Source organism: Paenibacillus sp. TCA20, from assembly GCF_000732325.1.
Lineage (GTDB): Bacteria > Bacillota > Bacilli > Paenibacillales > Paenibacillaceae > Paenibacillus > Paenibacillus urinalis.
Genome location: NZ_BBIW01000015.1, coordinates 87,546 through 102,389 on the forward strand (window position 1 = coordinate 87,546; position 14,844 = coordinate 102,389).

16 protein-coding genes are annotated in these 14,844 nt (G+C 44.4%); 13 read left to right on the forward strand and 3 right to left on the reverse strand.

Going from position 1 to position 14,844, the window contains the following annotated elements:
• The first annotated feature begins 176 nt into the window (after window positions 1-176).
• The 9 genes from nikA to TCA2_RS22505 all read left to right on the forward strand — a co-directional run bounded on the left by nikA (window position 177) and on the right by TCA2_RS22505 (window position 8,266).
• On the forward strand, window positions 177-1,772 hold the full coding sequence (nikA, locus tag TCA2_RS22465; RefSeq protein ID WP_047913875.1) for a nickel ABC transporter substrate-binding protein: 1,596 nt from the start codon (window positions 177-179) through the stop codon (window positions 1,770-1,772).
• Window positions 1,773-1,787: 15 nt separating this feature from the next.
• Complete coding sequence (gene opp1B, locus TCA2_RS22470) at window positions 1,788-2,720, forward strand: nickel/cobalt ABC transporter permease (protein WP_047913840.1); 933 nt, start codon at window positions 1,788-1,790, stop codon at window positions 2,718-2,720.
• Window positions 2,721-3,617: a nickel/cobalt ABC transporter permease gene (gene opp1C / locus TCA2_RS22475; protein WP_047913841.1), complete on the forward strand. Its 897-nt coding sequence runs from the start codon at window positions 2,721-2,723 to the stop codon at window positions 3,615-3,617.
• On the forward strand, window positions 3,618-4,451 hold the full coding sequence (locus TCA2_RS22480) for an ABC transporter ATP-binding protein (RefSeq protein ID WP_047913842.1): 834 nt from the start codon (window positions 3,618-3,620) through the stop codon (window positions 4,449-4,451).
• Window positions 4,429-5,169, forward strand: a complete 741-nt coding sequence (locus TCA2_RS22485; RefSeq protein WP_047913843.1) for an ABC transporter ATP-binding protein — start codon at window positions 4,429-4,431, stop codon at window positions 5,167-5,169. Before TCA2_RS22480 ends, TCA2_RS22485 begins: the two co-directional genes overlap by 23 nt.
• A 49-nt stretch (window positions 5,170-5,218) precedes the next feature.
• Window positions 5,219-6,409 carry an MFS transporter gene (locus TCA2_RS22490; protein ID WP_047913844.1) on the forward strand — a complete coding sequence of 397 codons (1,191 nt, stop codon included), beginning with the start codon at window positions 5,219-5,221 and terminating at the stop codon, window positions 6,407-6,409.
• A gap of 165 nt (window positions 6,410-6,574) precedes the next feature.
• Complete coding sequence (locus TCA2_RS22495) at window positions 6,575-7,054, forward strand: GNAT family N-acetyltransferase (RefSeq protein ID WP_047913845.1); 480 nt, start codon at window positions 6,575-6,577, stop codon at window positions 7,052-7,054.
• A gap of 100 nt (window positions 7,055-7,154) precedes the next feature.
• Window positions 7,155-7,658: a DNA topology modulation protein gene (locus tag TCA2_RS22500; protein WP_047913846.1), complete on the forward strand. Its 504-nt coding sequence runs from the start codon at window positions 7,155-7,157 to the stop codon at window positions 7,656-7,658.
• A gap of 98 nt (window positions 7,659-7,756) precedes the next feature.
• Window positions 7,757-8,266: a hypothetical protein gene (locus tag TCA2_RS22505; RefSeq protein ID WP_047913847.1), complete on the forward strand. Its 510-nt coding sequence runs from the start codon at window positions 7,757-7,759 to the stop codon at window positions 8,264-8,266.
• Between the two features lie 23 nt (window positions 8,267-8,289).
• Here TCA2_RS22505 and TCA2_RS22510 read toward each other — a convergent pair whose 3' ends face one another.
• On the reverse strand, window positions 8,290-8,508 hold the full coding sequence (locus TCA2_RS22510; RefSeq protein ID WP_047913848.1) for a hypothetical protein: 219 nt from the start codon (window positions 8,506-8,508) through the stop codon (window positions 8,290-8,292).
• A 463-nt stretch (window positions 8,509-8,971) separates the two neighbouring features.
• Here TCA2_RS22510 and TCA2_RS22515 point away from each other — a divergent pair, with 463 nt between their 5' ends.
• Window positions 8,972-9,604: a spore coat protein gene (locus TCA2_RS22515; protein WP_047913849.1), complete on the forward strand. Its 633-nt coding sequence runs from the start codon at window positions 8,972-8,974 to the stop codon at window positions 9,602-9,604.
• A gap of 51 nt (window positions 9,605-9,655) precedes the next feature.
• Here the strand turns inward: TCA2_RS22515 and TCA2_RS22520 are convergent, their stop codons facing one another.
• Window positions 9,656-10,489: an AraC family transcriptional regulator gene (locus TCA2_RS22520; protein ID WP_238546485.1), complete on the reverse strand. Its 834-nt coding sequence runs from the start codon at window positions 10,487-10,489 to the stop codon at window positions 9,656-9,658.
• A 169-nt stretch (window positions 10,490-10,658) separates the two neighbouring features.
• On the opposite strand from TCA2_RS22520, the gene TCA2_RS22525 reads away from it, so the two are divergent.
• The 3 genes from TCA2_RS22525 (at window position 10,659) to TCA2_RS22535 (ending at window position 14,112) form a co-directional block, all read left to right on the forward strand.
• Window positions 10,659-12,050: a glycoside hydrolase family 4 gene (locus TCA2_RS22525; RefSeq protein WP_047913851.1), complete on the forward strand. Its 1,392-nt coding sequence runs from the start codon at window positions 10,659-10,661 to the stop codon at window positions 12,048-12,050.
• Window positions 12,051-12,165: 115 nt separating this feature from the next.
• A complete protein-coding gene (locus TCA2_RS22530; protein WP_047913852.1) occupies window positions 12,166-12,786 on the forward strand; it encodes a hypothetical protein in 621 nt (206 codons plus the stop codon).
• Window positions 12,787-12,855: 69 nt separating this feature from the next.
• A complete protein-coding gene (locus TCA2_RS22535) occupies window positions 12,856-14,112 on the forward strand; it encodes an MFS transporter (protein ID WP_047913853.1) in 1,257 nt (418 codons plus the stop codon).
• A gap of 70 nt (window positions 14,113-14,182) precedes the next feature.
• Here the strand turns inward: TCA2_RS22535 and TCA2_RS26400 are convergent, their stop codons facing one another.
• Window positions 14,183-14,746 carry a TetR/AcrR family transcriptional regulator C-terminal domain-containing protein gene (locus tag TCA2_RS26400; protein ID WP_052512273.1) on the reverse strand — a complete coding sequence of 188 codons (564 nt, stop codon included), beginning with the start codon at window positions 14,744-14,746 and terminating at the stop codon, window positions 14,183-14,185.
• Window positions 14,747-14,844 lie beyond the last annotated feature (98 nt).

A 14,844-nucleotide genomic window follows, 5' to 3' on the forward strand; every position in this document is an offset into this window, starting at 1 on the left:
CACTTGAATAGCACGGAAGGATTCGATTCTAAATTCAATATATACTGGTGGTTTTATGGCCATTTTCTGTTCTTGTTTAATCGTAAAATTTACGCATATTTCATAGACATGATCAATATAAAAAGAGAAAAAGGGAGAGATCAAGCTTGTTCAGCAAACCTTTCAAATCCATATGCATGTTTTTATTAGCGGTGATCGTCCTATCCGGATGTTCGTCACAATCCTCATCGGGCGGGGACACGAATTCAGAGACCGTCAGCGGCAATACTCCTGCTCAGGAGCTCATCTACGCTTCAGCCAAGGACATCGGCGATATGAATCCTCATCTGTACACGGGTTCCATGCCTGCACAGGGAATGGTATATGAATCACTCGTTGAGAACACAAAGGACGGCATTAAGCCACTGCTTGCTGAATCATGGGATATTTCCGAAGATGGCAAAACGTATACTTTTCATCTAAGGGAAGACGTTACGTTTCATGACGGGGAGCCATTTAATGCAGAGTCAGTCAAGCTTAACATAGAAGCTGTTCAGAGAAATGCGGAGAAGCATTCCTGGATCAAGCTGTCGACACAGCTCGTTAGCTGCAATGTAATTGATGAATTTACGGTTGAATTTGTGCTTAGTGAGCCGTATTATCCGGCTCTGATTGAATTATCCATGACCAGACCTTTTGTCTTCATTTCCCCGAAGGATTTTATTAATGGAGAGACCAAGGACGGGGTATCCGGCTATCATGGAACAGGCCCTTATGCTCTAACGGAACACAAAAAGGAAGAGTATGCCGTATTCACAGCCAATGAAGAGTACTGGGGAGAGGTGCCCCAGGTTAAGAAAATTACCTCGAAAGTGCTGCCGGCAGGAGAGACGACTTACCTTGCCATGCTTAAGGGAGAAGTCAACTTCGCCTTCACGGATGACCGGGGAGCCGACAGCATGGATGTTGAAGCGATGAATCAATTAGTGGATACCGGTGACTATCAGCTGGTACGCAGTGAACCGGTTAATACGAAGATGATCGTAGCTAACAGCAGCAAAAAAGAAAGTCCGGCAAGCGAAACGGCTGTGCGGGAAGCAATCTGGTACGCCATTGATCGGGAGACCATTGCCAGAGATATTTTCAATGGGACAGAGTCACCTGCCAGCACCTTGTTCTCCTCCAATGTGGAATATGCGGACGTGGAGCTGAAGGAACGCGGCTATGATCAGGCCAAGGCTAATGAAATTTTGGAAGGCGCAGGCTGGAAGCTGAATGACAGCGGTGTGAGAACGAAGAACGGAAAACCGCTGTCCATAAGTCTGTATTATGATGTGAATTCATCCACTCAGAAAATACAGGCTGAATTCATACAGAGCACGCTGGCGGAGATCGGTATTCAGCTGAAGATTATAGTTGAAGAATCGACTTCCGTTGCGAGCCGAAGAGGATCGGGTGATTATGAGCTGCTATTTAATCAAACCTGGGGGCTTGCTTATGATCCGCAGAGCACCGTTTCAGCCTTTACTTCCGATGCATCGTACTTATATACAACACAAGGCCTTGCACAAGCCGATGAGCTCTATTCAAATATCAACGAGGTCATGATTACAACCGACGAGGAAGCACGCAAATCATTGTACGCGGATATCCTGACCGTCGTTCATGATGAAGCGGTGTTCATACCGATTTCTAATGGTAGTGTGACCGTCGTCGCTCCGTCCGATTTAACCGGAATTTCCTTTAAACAATCGCAGTTTGAGCTGCCTTTCGATCAGATGCATTTCGAGTAAGGAAGGAGAACGCAAGTGGGAAGCTATGTTGTTAAACGTTTGCTAATATCTGTACCGCTTCTGCTCATCATTTCTTTTGTCACATTTATATTCGTTAACTTGTCTCCTGTAGGACCGGCTGAGGCCGTCCTGCAGGCACAAGGCGTACCCGTCATTACAGAAGAGCTGATCCTTCAGACCGAACAAGAGCTTGGTATGGATCAGCCGCTGTTCATTCAATTCTTCCATTGGTTAACGAACGTAATACAGCTGGATTTTGGTCACTCTTTTGTGGATGGAGAACCTGTCAGCGCCTTAATCGGCCCTGCTTTTATGAATACACTCAAGCTTACACTTGTCTCTTCTGTGGCCATCATCATCCTGTCGATCGTGCTTGGTATCATATGTGCACTTCATGAAGGGAAGCTGCTCGACCAATCCATCAGAGGATTCTCATTCATTCTGACCTCGCTGCCGCCTTACTGGCTGGCCGCACTTCTCATATTTTACTTCTCGGTTAAACTGGATCTCTTGCCTACCAGCGGGATGGGCAGCTATCAGCATTATATTCTGCCTGTGCTTGTGATCTCGGTAAGCTATGCCGGCATCTATTTCCGAAATGTCCGCAGCTCCATGCTGAACAATCTTCACGAGGATTATGTACTGTATGCGCGTGCCAGCGGCATCAAGGAGCGAAAGGTGATTATGCATTTGCTGAGAAATTCACTCCAGGTCGCTGTTTCCATATTTTGTTTGGCAGTCCCTGTCATTCTCGGCAGTACCGTCGTTATAGAGAATGTATTCGCATGGCCAGGACTCAGCTCACTCAGCGTGAAGTCGATTCTCAGTCGGGATTTTCCAGTTATTCAAGCCTTTGTGCTTATACTGGCAGTATCCTTTGTCCTGTTCAATACGATCGCTGACATTGTCAATGCCATGCTCAATCCCAAGCTAAGGAATGATCTATAAATGAGAGTCTGGAGAAATTTGAGAAGAGACAAGCTGGCTGTCACAAGCCTTATTATTTTGGTTTCAACGATCGTGCTCGGCATTTTCGCACCGTGGTTTGCTCCACATGATCCGCTCAAGGTAAATATGGCGCTGCGTTACAATACACCATCATGGGAATACCTCTTAGGAAATGATCATCTCGGAAGATGTATTCTGTCCCGCTTAATATATGGGATTCGTCCGAGCGTGCTATGGGTGATCGCCGCACTCGCTATATCTTTGATTTTTGGTGGCGCGATGGGCTTCCTGGCCGGTTATTTTAGAGGAAAAGTAGACGCTCTTATTATGAGATTATGTGATATCGTGCTCTCATTCCCCGGATACGTGATGACTCTGGCGATTATTGGAGTATTCGGCGTGGGGCTTACGAACATCCTCATTGCGTTTATCGTGATGAAGTGGGCATGGTTTGCCAGAATGATCCGAACGGCTGTTATGCAATATACGGAGTCGAATTATATCCGCTTCTCCAAAGCCGCTGGAACGAGTAGTACTCGCATCATATTCAAGCATCTCTTGCCTCTGACTCTATCGGATATTGCCGTGCTTGCGAGCAGCTCACTAGGCTCGATGATTCTGCAAATTTCCGGATTCTCCTTCTTGGGTCTCGGTATTCAAGCTCCGAGTCCGGAATGGGGCATGATGCTGAACGAAGCAAGAGAAGTGATGTTTACGAGACCCGAGCTGATGCTCGCCCCGGGTATTGCTATCATACTAGTCGTTACGAGCTTCAATTTCTTGTCGGATGCGCTTCAGAAAGCCATGGATCCCAAGCTCGCAGGAATGAAATTCAAAGAGAGAAGAGCTCGCAGAAATATCTTCATGAAATATAAAGGTGAAGAGGCGGTGAGATAGATGGGAAATGTTCTTGAAGTGGAAGGATTGAATATTTGGAACACCCAAACTGGACAAAAAATTGTACACGATGTTTCCTTTCAACTGAGAAACGGCAGCTGTCTTGCGATCGTAGGCGAGAGCGGCAGCGGTAAGACGATCACCTGCAGATCGATCATGCGGCTGAATAAGGGCTGGCTCGGGCAAGAAGGGACGATTATATTTAAAGGCGAACACCTGAACAAATTAGCAGAGAAGGAAATGAGAAAAAAAAGAGGGAAAGAGCTGTGCATGATTCTGCAGAATGGAATGAGCGCATTTGATCCTTCCAGCGTAATCGGGGTTCATCTGCAAGAGACGCTGTCAGAGCATTACGGCTGGAACAAAAAAGAAATCGTCAGACGCATGTCCGCAGCGATGGAGCAAGTGATGCTCAAAAATCCAATCGACGTGATGGATAAGTATCCGCATCAGCTGTCAGGCGGTATGCTGCAGCGTGTGATGATTGCGCTCGCCCTGGTCCTTGAGCCGGATCTGATTATTGCGGACGAACCTACGACCGCGCTTGACAGCATAGCGCAATATGAAGTTCTGGAGCAATTTGCGAGACTAAGAGCACAGCTCGGCTGTTCTATGCTGTTTATCTCACATGATCTGGCTGCCGTGAAGAAGCTGGCCGACGAGGTTATGGTCATGAAGGATGGCAGGGTGGTAGAGCGCGGTTCTGTTCAGAAGATCTTCTATGGACCTGAGCATGATTATACGAAATACTTGGTGTCCAGCAGAATGACACTTAGCAATCATTTTAAAAGATTGATGGGGGCGAACACCATTGCTGAAGGTGGATCGAGTTGAGAAATCATACAAAAAAGGCGGATTATTCTCCGGCAAAAAGCAGCAGATCTTAAAGAAGGTAAGCTTCGACTGTGCGGATGGAGAATGCCTTGGGATTATTGGTGAGAGTGGAAGCGGGAAGTCCACATTGGGACGGTTAATTTTAGGGATCGAGAAGCCTGATATTGGCACCGTGACATGGAATGGTCAAAATGTGCTGGACAGGAAAGTACGAGCCGGCAGTATCAGTGCGGTATTTCAGGATTACACTTCATCGATCAACCCTTTTTTCACAGTGGAAGAGGCCATTAGAGAACCATTAAGAGGCACGGATGTTCAGGATGTGGATGCATTAATTGATCTGCTGCTAACACAAGTCGGACTAAATGCTTCTTATCGAAAAATGTATCCCCATGAGCTGTCAGGCGGACAGGCTCAGAGGGTATGTATTGCAAGAGCTCTATCTACATTTCCCAAATGCATCGTATTGGATGAAGCCATCAGCTCATTGGATGTATCGATTCAGGTTCAGATCCTGGAGCTTCTGAAGCAATTAAAGTCCATCTATGATATGAGCTATGTATTCATCACCCATGACATTCAAGCAGCAGCCTACCTATGCGACCGAGTGATCATCTTCAAGGATGGGCAGGTTGAGGAAATAGTAACGGTGGATCAACTGAAGGAAGTAGAGACCCCGTACGCCAGAACGTTATTGCGATCATTAATCACAATATAGATCATTCCATAGATGCTGCAGTTTACAAGCAAGGAGGAACATGAAGAACATGAAGGGTGCACTATCTTGGCCTTTTCTTCGACTATATATTCTGGTACTTCTATACTTCAGTGCCAATGCCATACTTAATGTTATTATACCGCTGCAGGGGGACGAGCGTGGCGCCAGTAACACGACGATCGGGCTCGTCATGGGAGCTTACTTGTTTACGACCATGTTTTTCCGTCCATGGGCCGGCTCCATGATTTCAAGGTATGGTCCCATCAAGATTCTTCGAGTGATATTGGTTACGAATGGGATCGCGCTGATCCTGTATGCCGTGACTGATTTTAATGTATATGTCATTGCCCGCATCCTGCAGGGCGTATCGACGGCCTTTTTCTCTATGGCACTGCAGATTGGTATTATCGACGCACTCCCGGAAAAGGAGCGTTCCCAAGGGATCTCACTATACTCCTTGTTCTCATATATACCCGGGATCGTAGGACCCCTGTTTGCACTCATGCTGTGGGAGACAGGCGATGACCGTTACTTTGGAGCGGTGATGATATCGATTGCCTTGCTGACGGGAATTGTCGGATATACAGCTCGAATGACGAAGGATACCGATTCGGCGAAGCCGCAAATGAAGGAGCAGGTGAATGAGCCAGGGACTCGGATGCTCGGGTCTTTTCATCATTTATTTACAAACCCGCATTTATTTAAATGCAGTGTTCTGATGCTGGTCGCTTCCGTTGTATTCGGATCCTTCGCCACGTTCATTCCACTCTATTCGGATCAAATTACATATGGCAATGCTGCCGTATTTCTCATGATTCAAGCGGCTACGGTGGTCGTCTCCCGTCTCGTCCTGAGAAAGAAGATTCCGTCCGACGGGAAGTGGCATCCGATGTTTATTGCCGGTACCCTACTGCTGCTGACGTTAGCCGCATTATTCGTGAGTCTGTCGGTAACCATAGGAGCAGTATTGTTCTATATCAGTGCATTATTCATCGGAATCGCTCAGGCCATTCTATATCCGACGCTTACGACCTATCTGACCTTTGTCTTGCCTGAAGCGCATCGGAACATGCTGATTGGACTGTTTATTGCCACTGCCGATCTCGGCGTTTCGCTTGGCGGAGTGGTGATGGGGCCCGTAGCCGATGTGTCCTCTTATTCTCTTATGTATATGATATGTGCTGGTTTGGGAGCCGCTTTGATTGTTTTTGCATCGATAAAAAGGTTACGAACTGCATAGCTAGAGATGAAGAAGTCGCCATACGGCGGCTTTTTTTATATAGAGATGAATGTGCAAGCTAGCAGATTCCTACTTGTCTTTATGCAGGCTTTACTGATAAAATCTTATCCTAAAAGTTGGGCTGCATTAGGCATGGTTACTTTATATTAGAAGGAGGGGCTGCAAATGAATTTTGAGATCGTGAGATTTAAGGGAACGGACTTGGAGCAAATCGTTAATTTATTTTATGAAACCGTTCATGCGGTGAATTCGAAAGATTACTCTGAGGAGCAGGTAAATGCTTGGGCGCCAAGAGATGAGAAGGATTCCAAAATGGGGGCTTGGAAAGAATCGCTGAGCCGAAATACAACCTTTGTTGCCAAAATCGGAGATAAAATCGTTGGATTTTCAGATTTGAGGCATGATGGGTACTTGGATCGACTGTTTGTCCACAAAGATTATCAGGGCATGGGGGTCGCAGGGTCGTTAGTTAGTAGATTGGAAGAAGAGGCGATGAAGTTCAACCTTCCGGAAATAGATACAGAAGCAAGCATTACAGCCAAGCCATTTTTCGAACGTCAAGGCTATATAGTTGTGAAAGAACAAACGGTTGAGATTAGGGGAGTGAAGTTAACCAATTATAAGATGATTAAACGGTTGAGGTAAAATGATCATTTCGGCTATTACTTGGAACATGTTCAGGCCTGTGTTCAATTAGAGGTTAAATTTTCAAATTTATCTTTATTACCGGTGGGAGGTGAGATTTATGAGAAAGGTGGTGCTTATCGGGTCAGGTGGGTCAGGTAAATCCACGCTGGCGAGGCAATTAGGTGAAAGGTTAGGAATAACCGTATATCATCTGGATGCTCTTTTTTGGAAACCCAACTGGGTTCCCGCTTCTAAGGATGAACAAAAAGACGTTCAGCTTGATCTAGTGGAAAAAGAAGAGTGGATTATTGATGGAAACTACAGTGGCACAATGGATATCAGACTTCATGCTGCAGATACCATCATTTTCTTGGACATTCATAGAGTCATTTGTGTATATCGTGCATTCAAGCGAATCATTCAATACCGAAACCATACCAGACCCGATATGGGAGAAGGCTGTCAAGAAAAATTCGATCTAGACTTTTTTAAATGGATATGGAATTATCCCCGAACGAAAAGACCTGGCATTCTAAAAAAACTCGAAGAGCTATCTCAAGCTAAGCGAGTGATTATCCTCAAATCCACCAAAGAAGTTGAGCTATTTTTAGAGAGCATATAGCATCTTTCAGTCACTTCTCATAATCCTCCAGGAGGGAAGAGATCTTAAGGAAATCATTATATCATGGCAGCTTATAGGCAGTTAAGGAGTGATTTGAGTTGAGATATTTAAAAGACGTTCAAGAACCGGGTATGGGGACTTGGTATTTCGAAATAAATGAGCAAGGTATAGCTTATAGACAGATTGTAATCCATGACGATGGCAGTATAATCACATCGAATCGTAAGCACGAACAGCATCATTTTATGTTAGCAGAGCATCCGCTTGATCCTGAGGAACCTTACTACGAAGAAATCAATCAAGACGAGTTTAATCGGCTGTGGAACCAGCAGCTTGTCACCTCAGCTGAGCACTGGAAACAGACGAAAGGTGAATTTCCTGTTGGCACAAAGGTCGAAGGGTATATTGAAGCCTTCTTTCCACAGGGCACTCTGATTAACTTATTAACGCAGGATGCGGTGGGCTTAGTAGATTCGGCTCTGCTAGAGTCTCTTACTCCAGCGGAATGGATGTATCCAGGGTATCGGGTTAAGGCAAGGGTGAGTGGGTACGATGAAATCAATCAGTGGGTGTGTTTAAAGGAGGCGACTGTGACAGGGGGAAAATAAAGAAAGGTCATTTTATCCGACATTCATTCTTTCTCATTTTTAAATTTCTTTTTGAACAAATCAAACTTGATCACATAATCAAAGAGAGAAGTAATTACAACAGCTCCTATTGGAATCAATGAGTAAGCCCATAGCGGATTATTTGGAGCTTCACCAGTGGGGGCATCAGTTAAAATCGTATAAAGGACAAAACAATAAATTAGGGCTAAAACAATACCTGTAATGTTTCTATCTTTTCTCATAATTGTTCTTTCACCTCAAATTCGCTTAAGAAAAATTTATAATATGTACGTATAAATAAACAATAACATTTCTTGATTTATAATGGAATAATTTATGTATTTTTTTGCTCTCCACTGAAAGCCGCCGATTTGCGAGTGAAGGAAACCAGACGCACAGCCGAATAATATAGAAGTTCGGAGTCAAAAAGGAGAGTTAAATTATCACATTTTTTTTACATATAACTTTAGGATTTTCATCATTACAATAAAAATTAAAGCCAGATCCCTTTTAACGTAAAAACAAAAACCAAAAAGAAAGTACAAGATCCCGAATATGTATCCCACAACGAATTCCTCCAAATAAGATGTTTCGATCTCCTGAATATTTTGGACCAAACGACTTCATAATATCCTTGGTTTGAACAATGCTTCGATCCAATAAAATCACGAGATATGCTTGGCCAATAAGAGGAGGATTACGTAAATGCAATTCCAGCCCAATCACCAAAATATGCAAACGGGTGCAGTATCACCGCAAATGAACCATGGTGGACATGAAATGTTCGATGTGCACGAAGTACTGGCAGGGGCTGTCACAACCCTTAACACGTACACCATACTGAGTCAGCACGTCCAAGATCCTGAGCTGAGAGATATCATGCAGCGCCAGAAGCAGTTTATGGCGGATGAGTACAATACGACGTTAGAGTGCTTTAAATCAGGACAAGATCCATCGATGCCGACTCAGAGCTACAAAATGCATCAAGGGAATGATTTTACTTACGGAGTACAGCCAACTCAACCGAACAAGCCGATTCAATCTGCAGCTGAGATTAATGATGAAGTCATTTCCTGCAGCATGCTGCATTCAGTTAAGTCCGGTGCAACAGCGAAAACGATGGCTGCATTAGAATCAACCAATCCGGTGGTGCGTCGTGTGCTGGCTGACTCGGTTCCGAACTGTATCGAGATGGCATATGAAATTTCGCTGTATCAAAATAAGCATGGCTACTACCAAGTACCACAGCTAACACAGCAGGATATGACACAAATGCAAAATGGATACGCTCCAGCGCAAACCCAAACACCCATGGGCGGAACAACTTCATTTCATTAAAAAAGGAAGCATCGATTCTTAACTGAATCGGTGCTTTTTGCTATGTGTGCTTCAATCAAACTTGGAAGGCGGAACGTTATAATACTTCTTGAACGCCTTCGAGAAGCTATACGGATCTGGATATCCGAGTAAGCCAGCGATTTGCTGGACTGTATACTGCTTGCTGTACAGCAGCTCGCGGGCGCGATTCATTTTTAGCTGATAGATATATAGCCCCGGAGTAATCCCCAATGCCTGTTTGAAGTAGGAAATGAAATATTTCTCCGACATACCTGCCATTACAGCAAGTTCCCGCGCACGGAGCGGCATATGTATTTGTTCTTGAATATGATCCAGTACAGGCTGAAGGGATTGCAGGCTCGTAATTCTTTTGCGTTCGGGAGCAGGGTTAGCGAATTGGCCTACATATTCTCCTTGCTCATAACATTCCAGGATCTTAGCGACTAAGATCGTAAGGCAGCCTTTTAAATGAATTCCTGACATGGATGAGCCAAGCTGATGTTCCTTATAAGCTTTCAAGAACAGGCTGATTTCCTCTGGGACAAGAGTGCTTGCCATGACACCCGCCAGCTGAAACTGATCCAAGATTCGAAGCTGATCCCCCAAACCAAAGTCAAAATGGGTGTAGAGAAACCTGCAATCGTCGCCAAGATTCGAAGCGGTGTAAGCTACCTTTGGATTAAAGAGAACTAAATCTCCGGCTGAGGCCAAATGTACGGAATCATTTGTGCGAATCTCAATCTGCCCTTCTTGGACGTACCACAAGTCGTAATCATGATGCTGCTTGGTCTCGATCCAACCACTCAAATGATGAACTTCTCTGCATGAATTAATTCGCAGCACGATATGCTCTGATAAATCTCTGAAAATACTGAAGTTATTCATATTCACATTCTCCCATACCATTAGACATATCACTTGTATATTCAATATATCATAGGTTACTAATGGTATATCATTATCGTACTAAATGACATGTTTAGAATACTCTGAGGCATTCAGATATTGAATGTTCAATTCTAAAATATAGTTATTGAATGGAGGAGATGATGTCATGAGTATTCAAAATCCGAAAGTCGTCGTGCTCGGCGCAGGAAGCTTGTTTTTTGGACGGCAGTCGATCTGGCAAATGGTTCATTCCGAGCATCTGAACACAGGGACGCTTGCCTTGGTGGATACGAATGAAGAGCGCTTGCACAAGCTGGTTCAGCTCGCCAAGATGGTTGTACAGGCGAATAAGGTAGATCTGAAGATTGAGGGCTCCACAGATCGCAGGCTCGTGCTGAAGGATGCAGACTTTGTCGTACTCAGCTTCGCAGAGGATACCGTAAAGTATCGGGGCATCGATTGCGCCATCTCCGAGAAATATGGGATTCGAATGTGTTCAGGAGATACCATTGGACCCGGCGGTATATTTCGGGCGATGCGTGAGCTGCCTGTCATCATGGAATGTGCTAAGGACATTGAAGAGCTCTGTCCAGAAGCATGGGTGATCAATTACATTAATCCTTCTACCGTACATGGAATTGCGTTAAATAGGTATGCGCCAAGCCTCAAGAGCTTTGCTCTATGTGATTCCCATCATATGCCTCACAAGAAGATCATATATGCGGAGAGAGCAGGGATTATTAACAACAAAAACGAGTATACAGCAGAAATCGACAGCAAGTTCGATCTGCAGATCGCAGGTGTAAATCACTTCACTTGGCTGCTTAAGGCAGAGTATGAAGGACGCAATGTACTCCCTGATATTGCTGAATCACTGAAGCGTTCGGCAGAGACAGAAACCGTGGGTGGAGATACCGGTGCTAAGGCACTGTTTAATGACGCAATAAGCTACGAATTGTACGATATTTTTGGATATGTTCCAACTTGTACTGCGCATACAAAGGAATATGTTTCTTACTACCAGGGACTTGGTAAAACGAAGAATGCGATACCGCCGCTATCCATTTGGGAGACAGAAGACCGCTACAAGCGCCACGAGGAAATGTGGGAGCAGGTAGACCAATTTATTAGCGGACAAATACCGATTGAACAATATATGACTTCATTTGGTCCAGATCATGCAACTGATATTATAGAAAATATGGTTGGGGGATTAGGCAAGCCGTTCTACATAAATACTCTCAACCAGGGTGCAGTGACTAATATGAACGATGATGCTTTTCTGGAGCTGCTATGTGAAGTTGACATGAATGGGGTCAAGCCGCTGCCTGTAGGTGAGATGCCGAGAGGAATCCGAGGAATGCAAGAGCTTGTCCTGGACACTCATGAACTAACTGCCGAAGCGGTCATTGAAGGCAGCCGGGAGAAGCTTAGAAGAGCGATGCTGATAGATCCTTTGGTGCATTCGATTGCAGACGCTGACCGTATCATTGAAGAACTGCTTGAGCTTGAAAAAGATATTATTCCCGAGCATTGGTATACAAAGAGTTATGTTTAATCGTTCTTGAATATAATGGTAATCAGCCGCTGCACACAGCGGCTTTTTTTATGTCATTAACCATTTAGTTCCGTTTGTTATTATGATAGACTTCAAAAGGATACGAAGTCATTTTATGGAAGATAACATGATGATACAGTCAATCTTCTTTGATATGGATTCGCACTGTTTCAATAAGGAGAGGGTCAGGATAGCAAAAATGAAGGCGAAGCATCTGCTCATCATCGCACTCATCTTGTCCGTAATAGTTAATATTTATTTCTTCCAACAGCTAAGAGACAAAGAACAAGCACAGTTTGAGAAGGTTCAGAAAGGGGTTGAATATGCGTATCGATTTGGTGATATTCTCCAAAGGAAATATAAAGATTTGTCTCTACAAGAGAAAGCAGAATATGTGACTGCTATTCATTGGAGCTTGGAACTATCAACTCATACGCTGGAGACTGTAGAACCAGAAGACGAACGGTATAGAGAGTTAGGCACTTTATTTGGATTTTACGGAACTACAGAGTTAGGCAGATTATTAGAGAGCGAAAATGGTTCCGACGAAGAAGCATTGATACTAATGGAAACTTGGTTAACAGACATGAATTATCTTACAGATAAACTGAACAACGATGAGCTACATACAATGAGTTACCGTGAGTTAAGGGAATATTGGACCATGTTATTAAACAATTTAAAGCTTGAAAATGAGTATCTGATCAAGTATAAAGCAGCTTTCATTACTAGTTAATTGTTTCTATCACTTTAAAAACGTGATCATCATTCTATCATTCGATTTCTTACATATCCGGAGGAACATATGGCTTCTAACTCATTTCGTCAATTGACTGGCAATGCGAAGGGCTGTCTCATCTATGAACCGCTGTTTCTGATTCCGTACAGCATGTTTGTGACGTATAGCTCGATCTTCATGTATGAGCTCGGAGTAACCGAGACGGGAATCGGCTGGATCACTACCATCGGACTGCTCGTGCAAGTACTCTCTTCCTTCCTCAGCGGATACCTCACAGACCGAATGGGGCGTAAGCGTGCATTGCTCTATTTTGATGTACTTAGCTGGAGCGTCGCTACACTGCTGTGGGCAGTCTCGCAAAATTTCTGGTTTTTCGTGATCGCCGCGATCGTGAACGGTTTTCAAAAGGTTCCTCATACCGCGTTCTACTGTCTGCTCGTTGAGGATACGGCTCCTAAAGAAAGAACATACGTATTTACTTTACTGCAGTTAATTAGTGTGGTAGGCGGATTGTTCGCTCCGATTGGGGGACTTCTGGTGTACCATTTCTCCCTTGTACCTGGGGTTCGTATCATGTTCGTTCTGGCGTGTATTATGATGACGATTCAGTTTATTGGTCGCCATTATGCGACGAGGGAGACGGATATAGGCTATCGTAAAATGAAGGAAGCCAAGTCAATGAGTATCAAAGAGGGGATGTCCGATTACTTGTCCGTGCTGAAAGTGATGCTCCGCAGTCCGCTGCTCCTCATCATATTCGCGGTCTATATTTTGTTTAATTTTCAAACGACAGTCAAGACGACGTATATTTCCATCTTTATGGTTGAATATTTGCAGCTAGGGAGCGGGCTGATTTCTGTGTTCCCGGCGTTCTCCTCCATTATCATGCTCATGTTCATGCGATGGATCATGCCCCGGATTGCTGAATCGCAGGTGAACCGTATCATGGTGTGGGGATTTATCATTTCTGTTTTATCGAATGTCATTCTGGTTGTGGCGCCAAAAGGTGACCTTATCCTGCTCAGTGTCAGCACGATCGTTGCGGCGATCGGTACGATGATGACGTATCCTTATTTGGAAACGGCCGTGGCGAATGCGATTGACGATGAGAACCGCGCCAAAATATTTGCTCTGCTCCAGGTCCTCATCCTGATCGTTATTTCACCTTCCGGCGTCATTGGCGGCTGGGCATACGGAATAGATCCGCGAATTCCATTCCTGCTTGTGGCTGGAGCGTTTGCGATCAGTATTCCGCTGATGATGGTTTATACGAAGAAACAACATCAGCTAGACTCAAGTGCGATGAAAAATATACACTTTTAGCTCGACGTACATCTACCTGACCACCTATTCGTAACACCGGCCGCTACTAAGCGGCCTTTTGTATTTTTAATTATTGACGTGCCTGATGCAGCGAAGAGATGGCGACGCCTGTTAGTTGATTGGCAATTTCATGGGAGCTGCTCTTTAGTCCGTCCTTGAGCCACCGCCCAATATATCCTACAGTACCATATGCGAGAAAGATGGCATAGAATTCGTCCAGAAAAATCCGTTTCATCCGTGTGGAGAGCTGTTCTGACAGCTGAAAGATGAAGGCAGGATCTTCATAGCGTTCACGGTAAAAATCAGCATAATGCCGCACATGATCAAATATGGCGATGGTCACAGGCAGGAGATCCTTTTTATCTTGTAATTCCATACGAACGTTAGACTCCATCTGCTCATCCGTGCTGGCACCATATAGATTCATAAACTCTGTAGTAATCTGTTTGGTTAACTGGTCGTATAAATCGTACTTATCTTGATAATGAAGATAGAATGTTGTCCGGCTGACACCTGCTTTGTGCACAATGGCTCGGACCGAGATTTTATCAAAGGGCTGTAGGGAAAGCAGCTTGAGCAGCGCTTCAGCAATTAGAGATTTGGCGGAGAGGGTGTGCTCATCAGTACTATGCATTCTGAAGTATCCTTCCTTGCTAAACTGAACACTTGGCGCCATATTGTAAATTGAGTATGTAAAATAAGCTCTATTACAATAGAGATATGTTCACCAAT

Bases quoted from the DNA above. Each gene is read 5' to 3' on its own strand.
- TCA2_RS22480 (WP_047913842.1), top strand. From the start codon at position 3,618: ATGGGAAATGTTCTTGAAGTGGAAGGATTGAATATTTGGAACACCCAA.
- TCA2_RS22535 (WP_047913853.1), top strand. From the start codon at position 12,856: ATGGCTTCTAACTCATTTCGTCAATTGACTGGCAATGCGAAGGGCTGT.
- TCA2_RS22500 (WP_047913846.1), top strand. From the start codon at position 7,155: ATGAGAAAGGTGGTGCTTATCGGGTCAGGTGGGTCAGGTAAATCCACG.
- TCA2_RS22520 (WP_238546485.1), bottom strand. From the start codon at position 10,489: ATGAATAACTTCAGTATTTTCAGAGATTTATCAGAGCATATCGTGCTG.
- TCA2_RS26400 (WP_052512273.1), bottom strand. From the start codon at position 14,746: ATGCATAGTACTGATGAGCACACCCTCTCCGCCAAATCTCTAATTGCT.
- TCA2_RS22530 (WP_047913852.1), top strand. From the start codon at position 12,166: ATGGAAGATAACATGATGATACAGTCAATCTTCTTTGATATGGATTCG.
- opp1C (WP_047913841.1), top strand. From the start codon at position 2,721: ATGAGAGTCTGGAGAAATTTGAGAAGAGACAAGCTGGCTGTCACAAGC.
- TCA2_RS22490 (WP_047913844.1), top strand. From the start codon at position 5,219: ATGAAGGGTGCACTATCTTGGCCTTTTCTTCGACTATATATTCTGGTA.
- TCA2_RS22495 (WP_047913845.1), top strand. From the start codon at position 6,575: ATGAATTTTGAGATCGTGAGATTTAAGGGAACGGACTTGGAGCAAATC.
- TCA2_RS22525 (WP_047913851.1), top strand. From the start codon at position 10,659: ATGAGTATTCAAAATCCGAAAGTCGTCGTGCTCGGCGCAGGAAGCTTG.
- nikA (WP_047913875.1), top strand. From the start codon at position 177: ATGTTTTTATTAGCGGTGATCGTCCTATCCGGATGTTCGTCACAATCC.
- TCA2_RS22510 (WP_047913848.1), bottom strand. From the start codon at position 8,508: ATGAGAAAAGATAGAAACATTACAGGTATTGTTTTAGCCCTAATTTAT.
- TCA2_RS22515 (WP_047913849.1), top strand. From the start codon at position 8,972: ATGCAATTCCAGCCCAATCACCAAAATATGCAAACGGGTGCAGTATCA.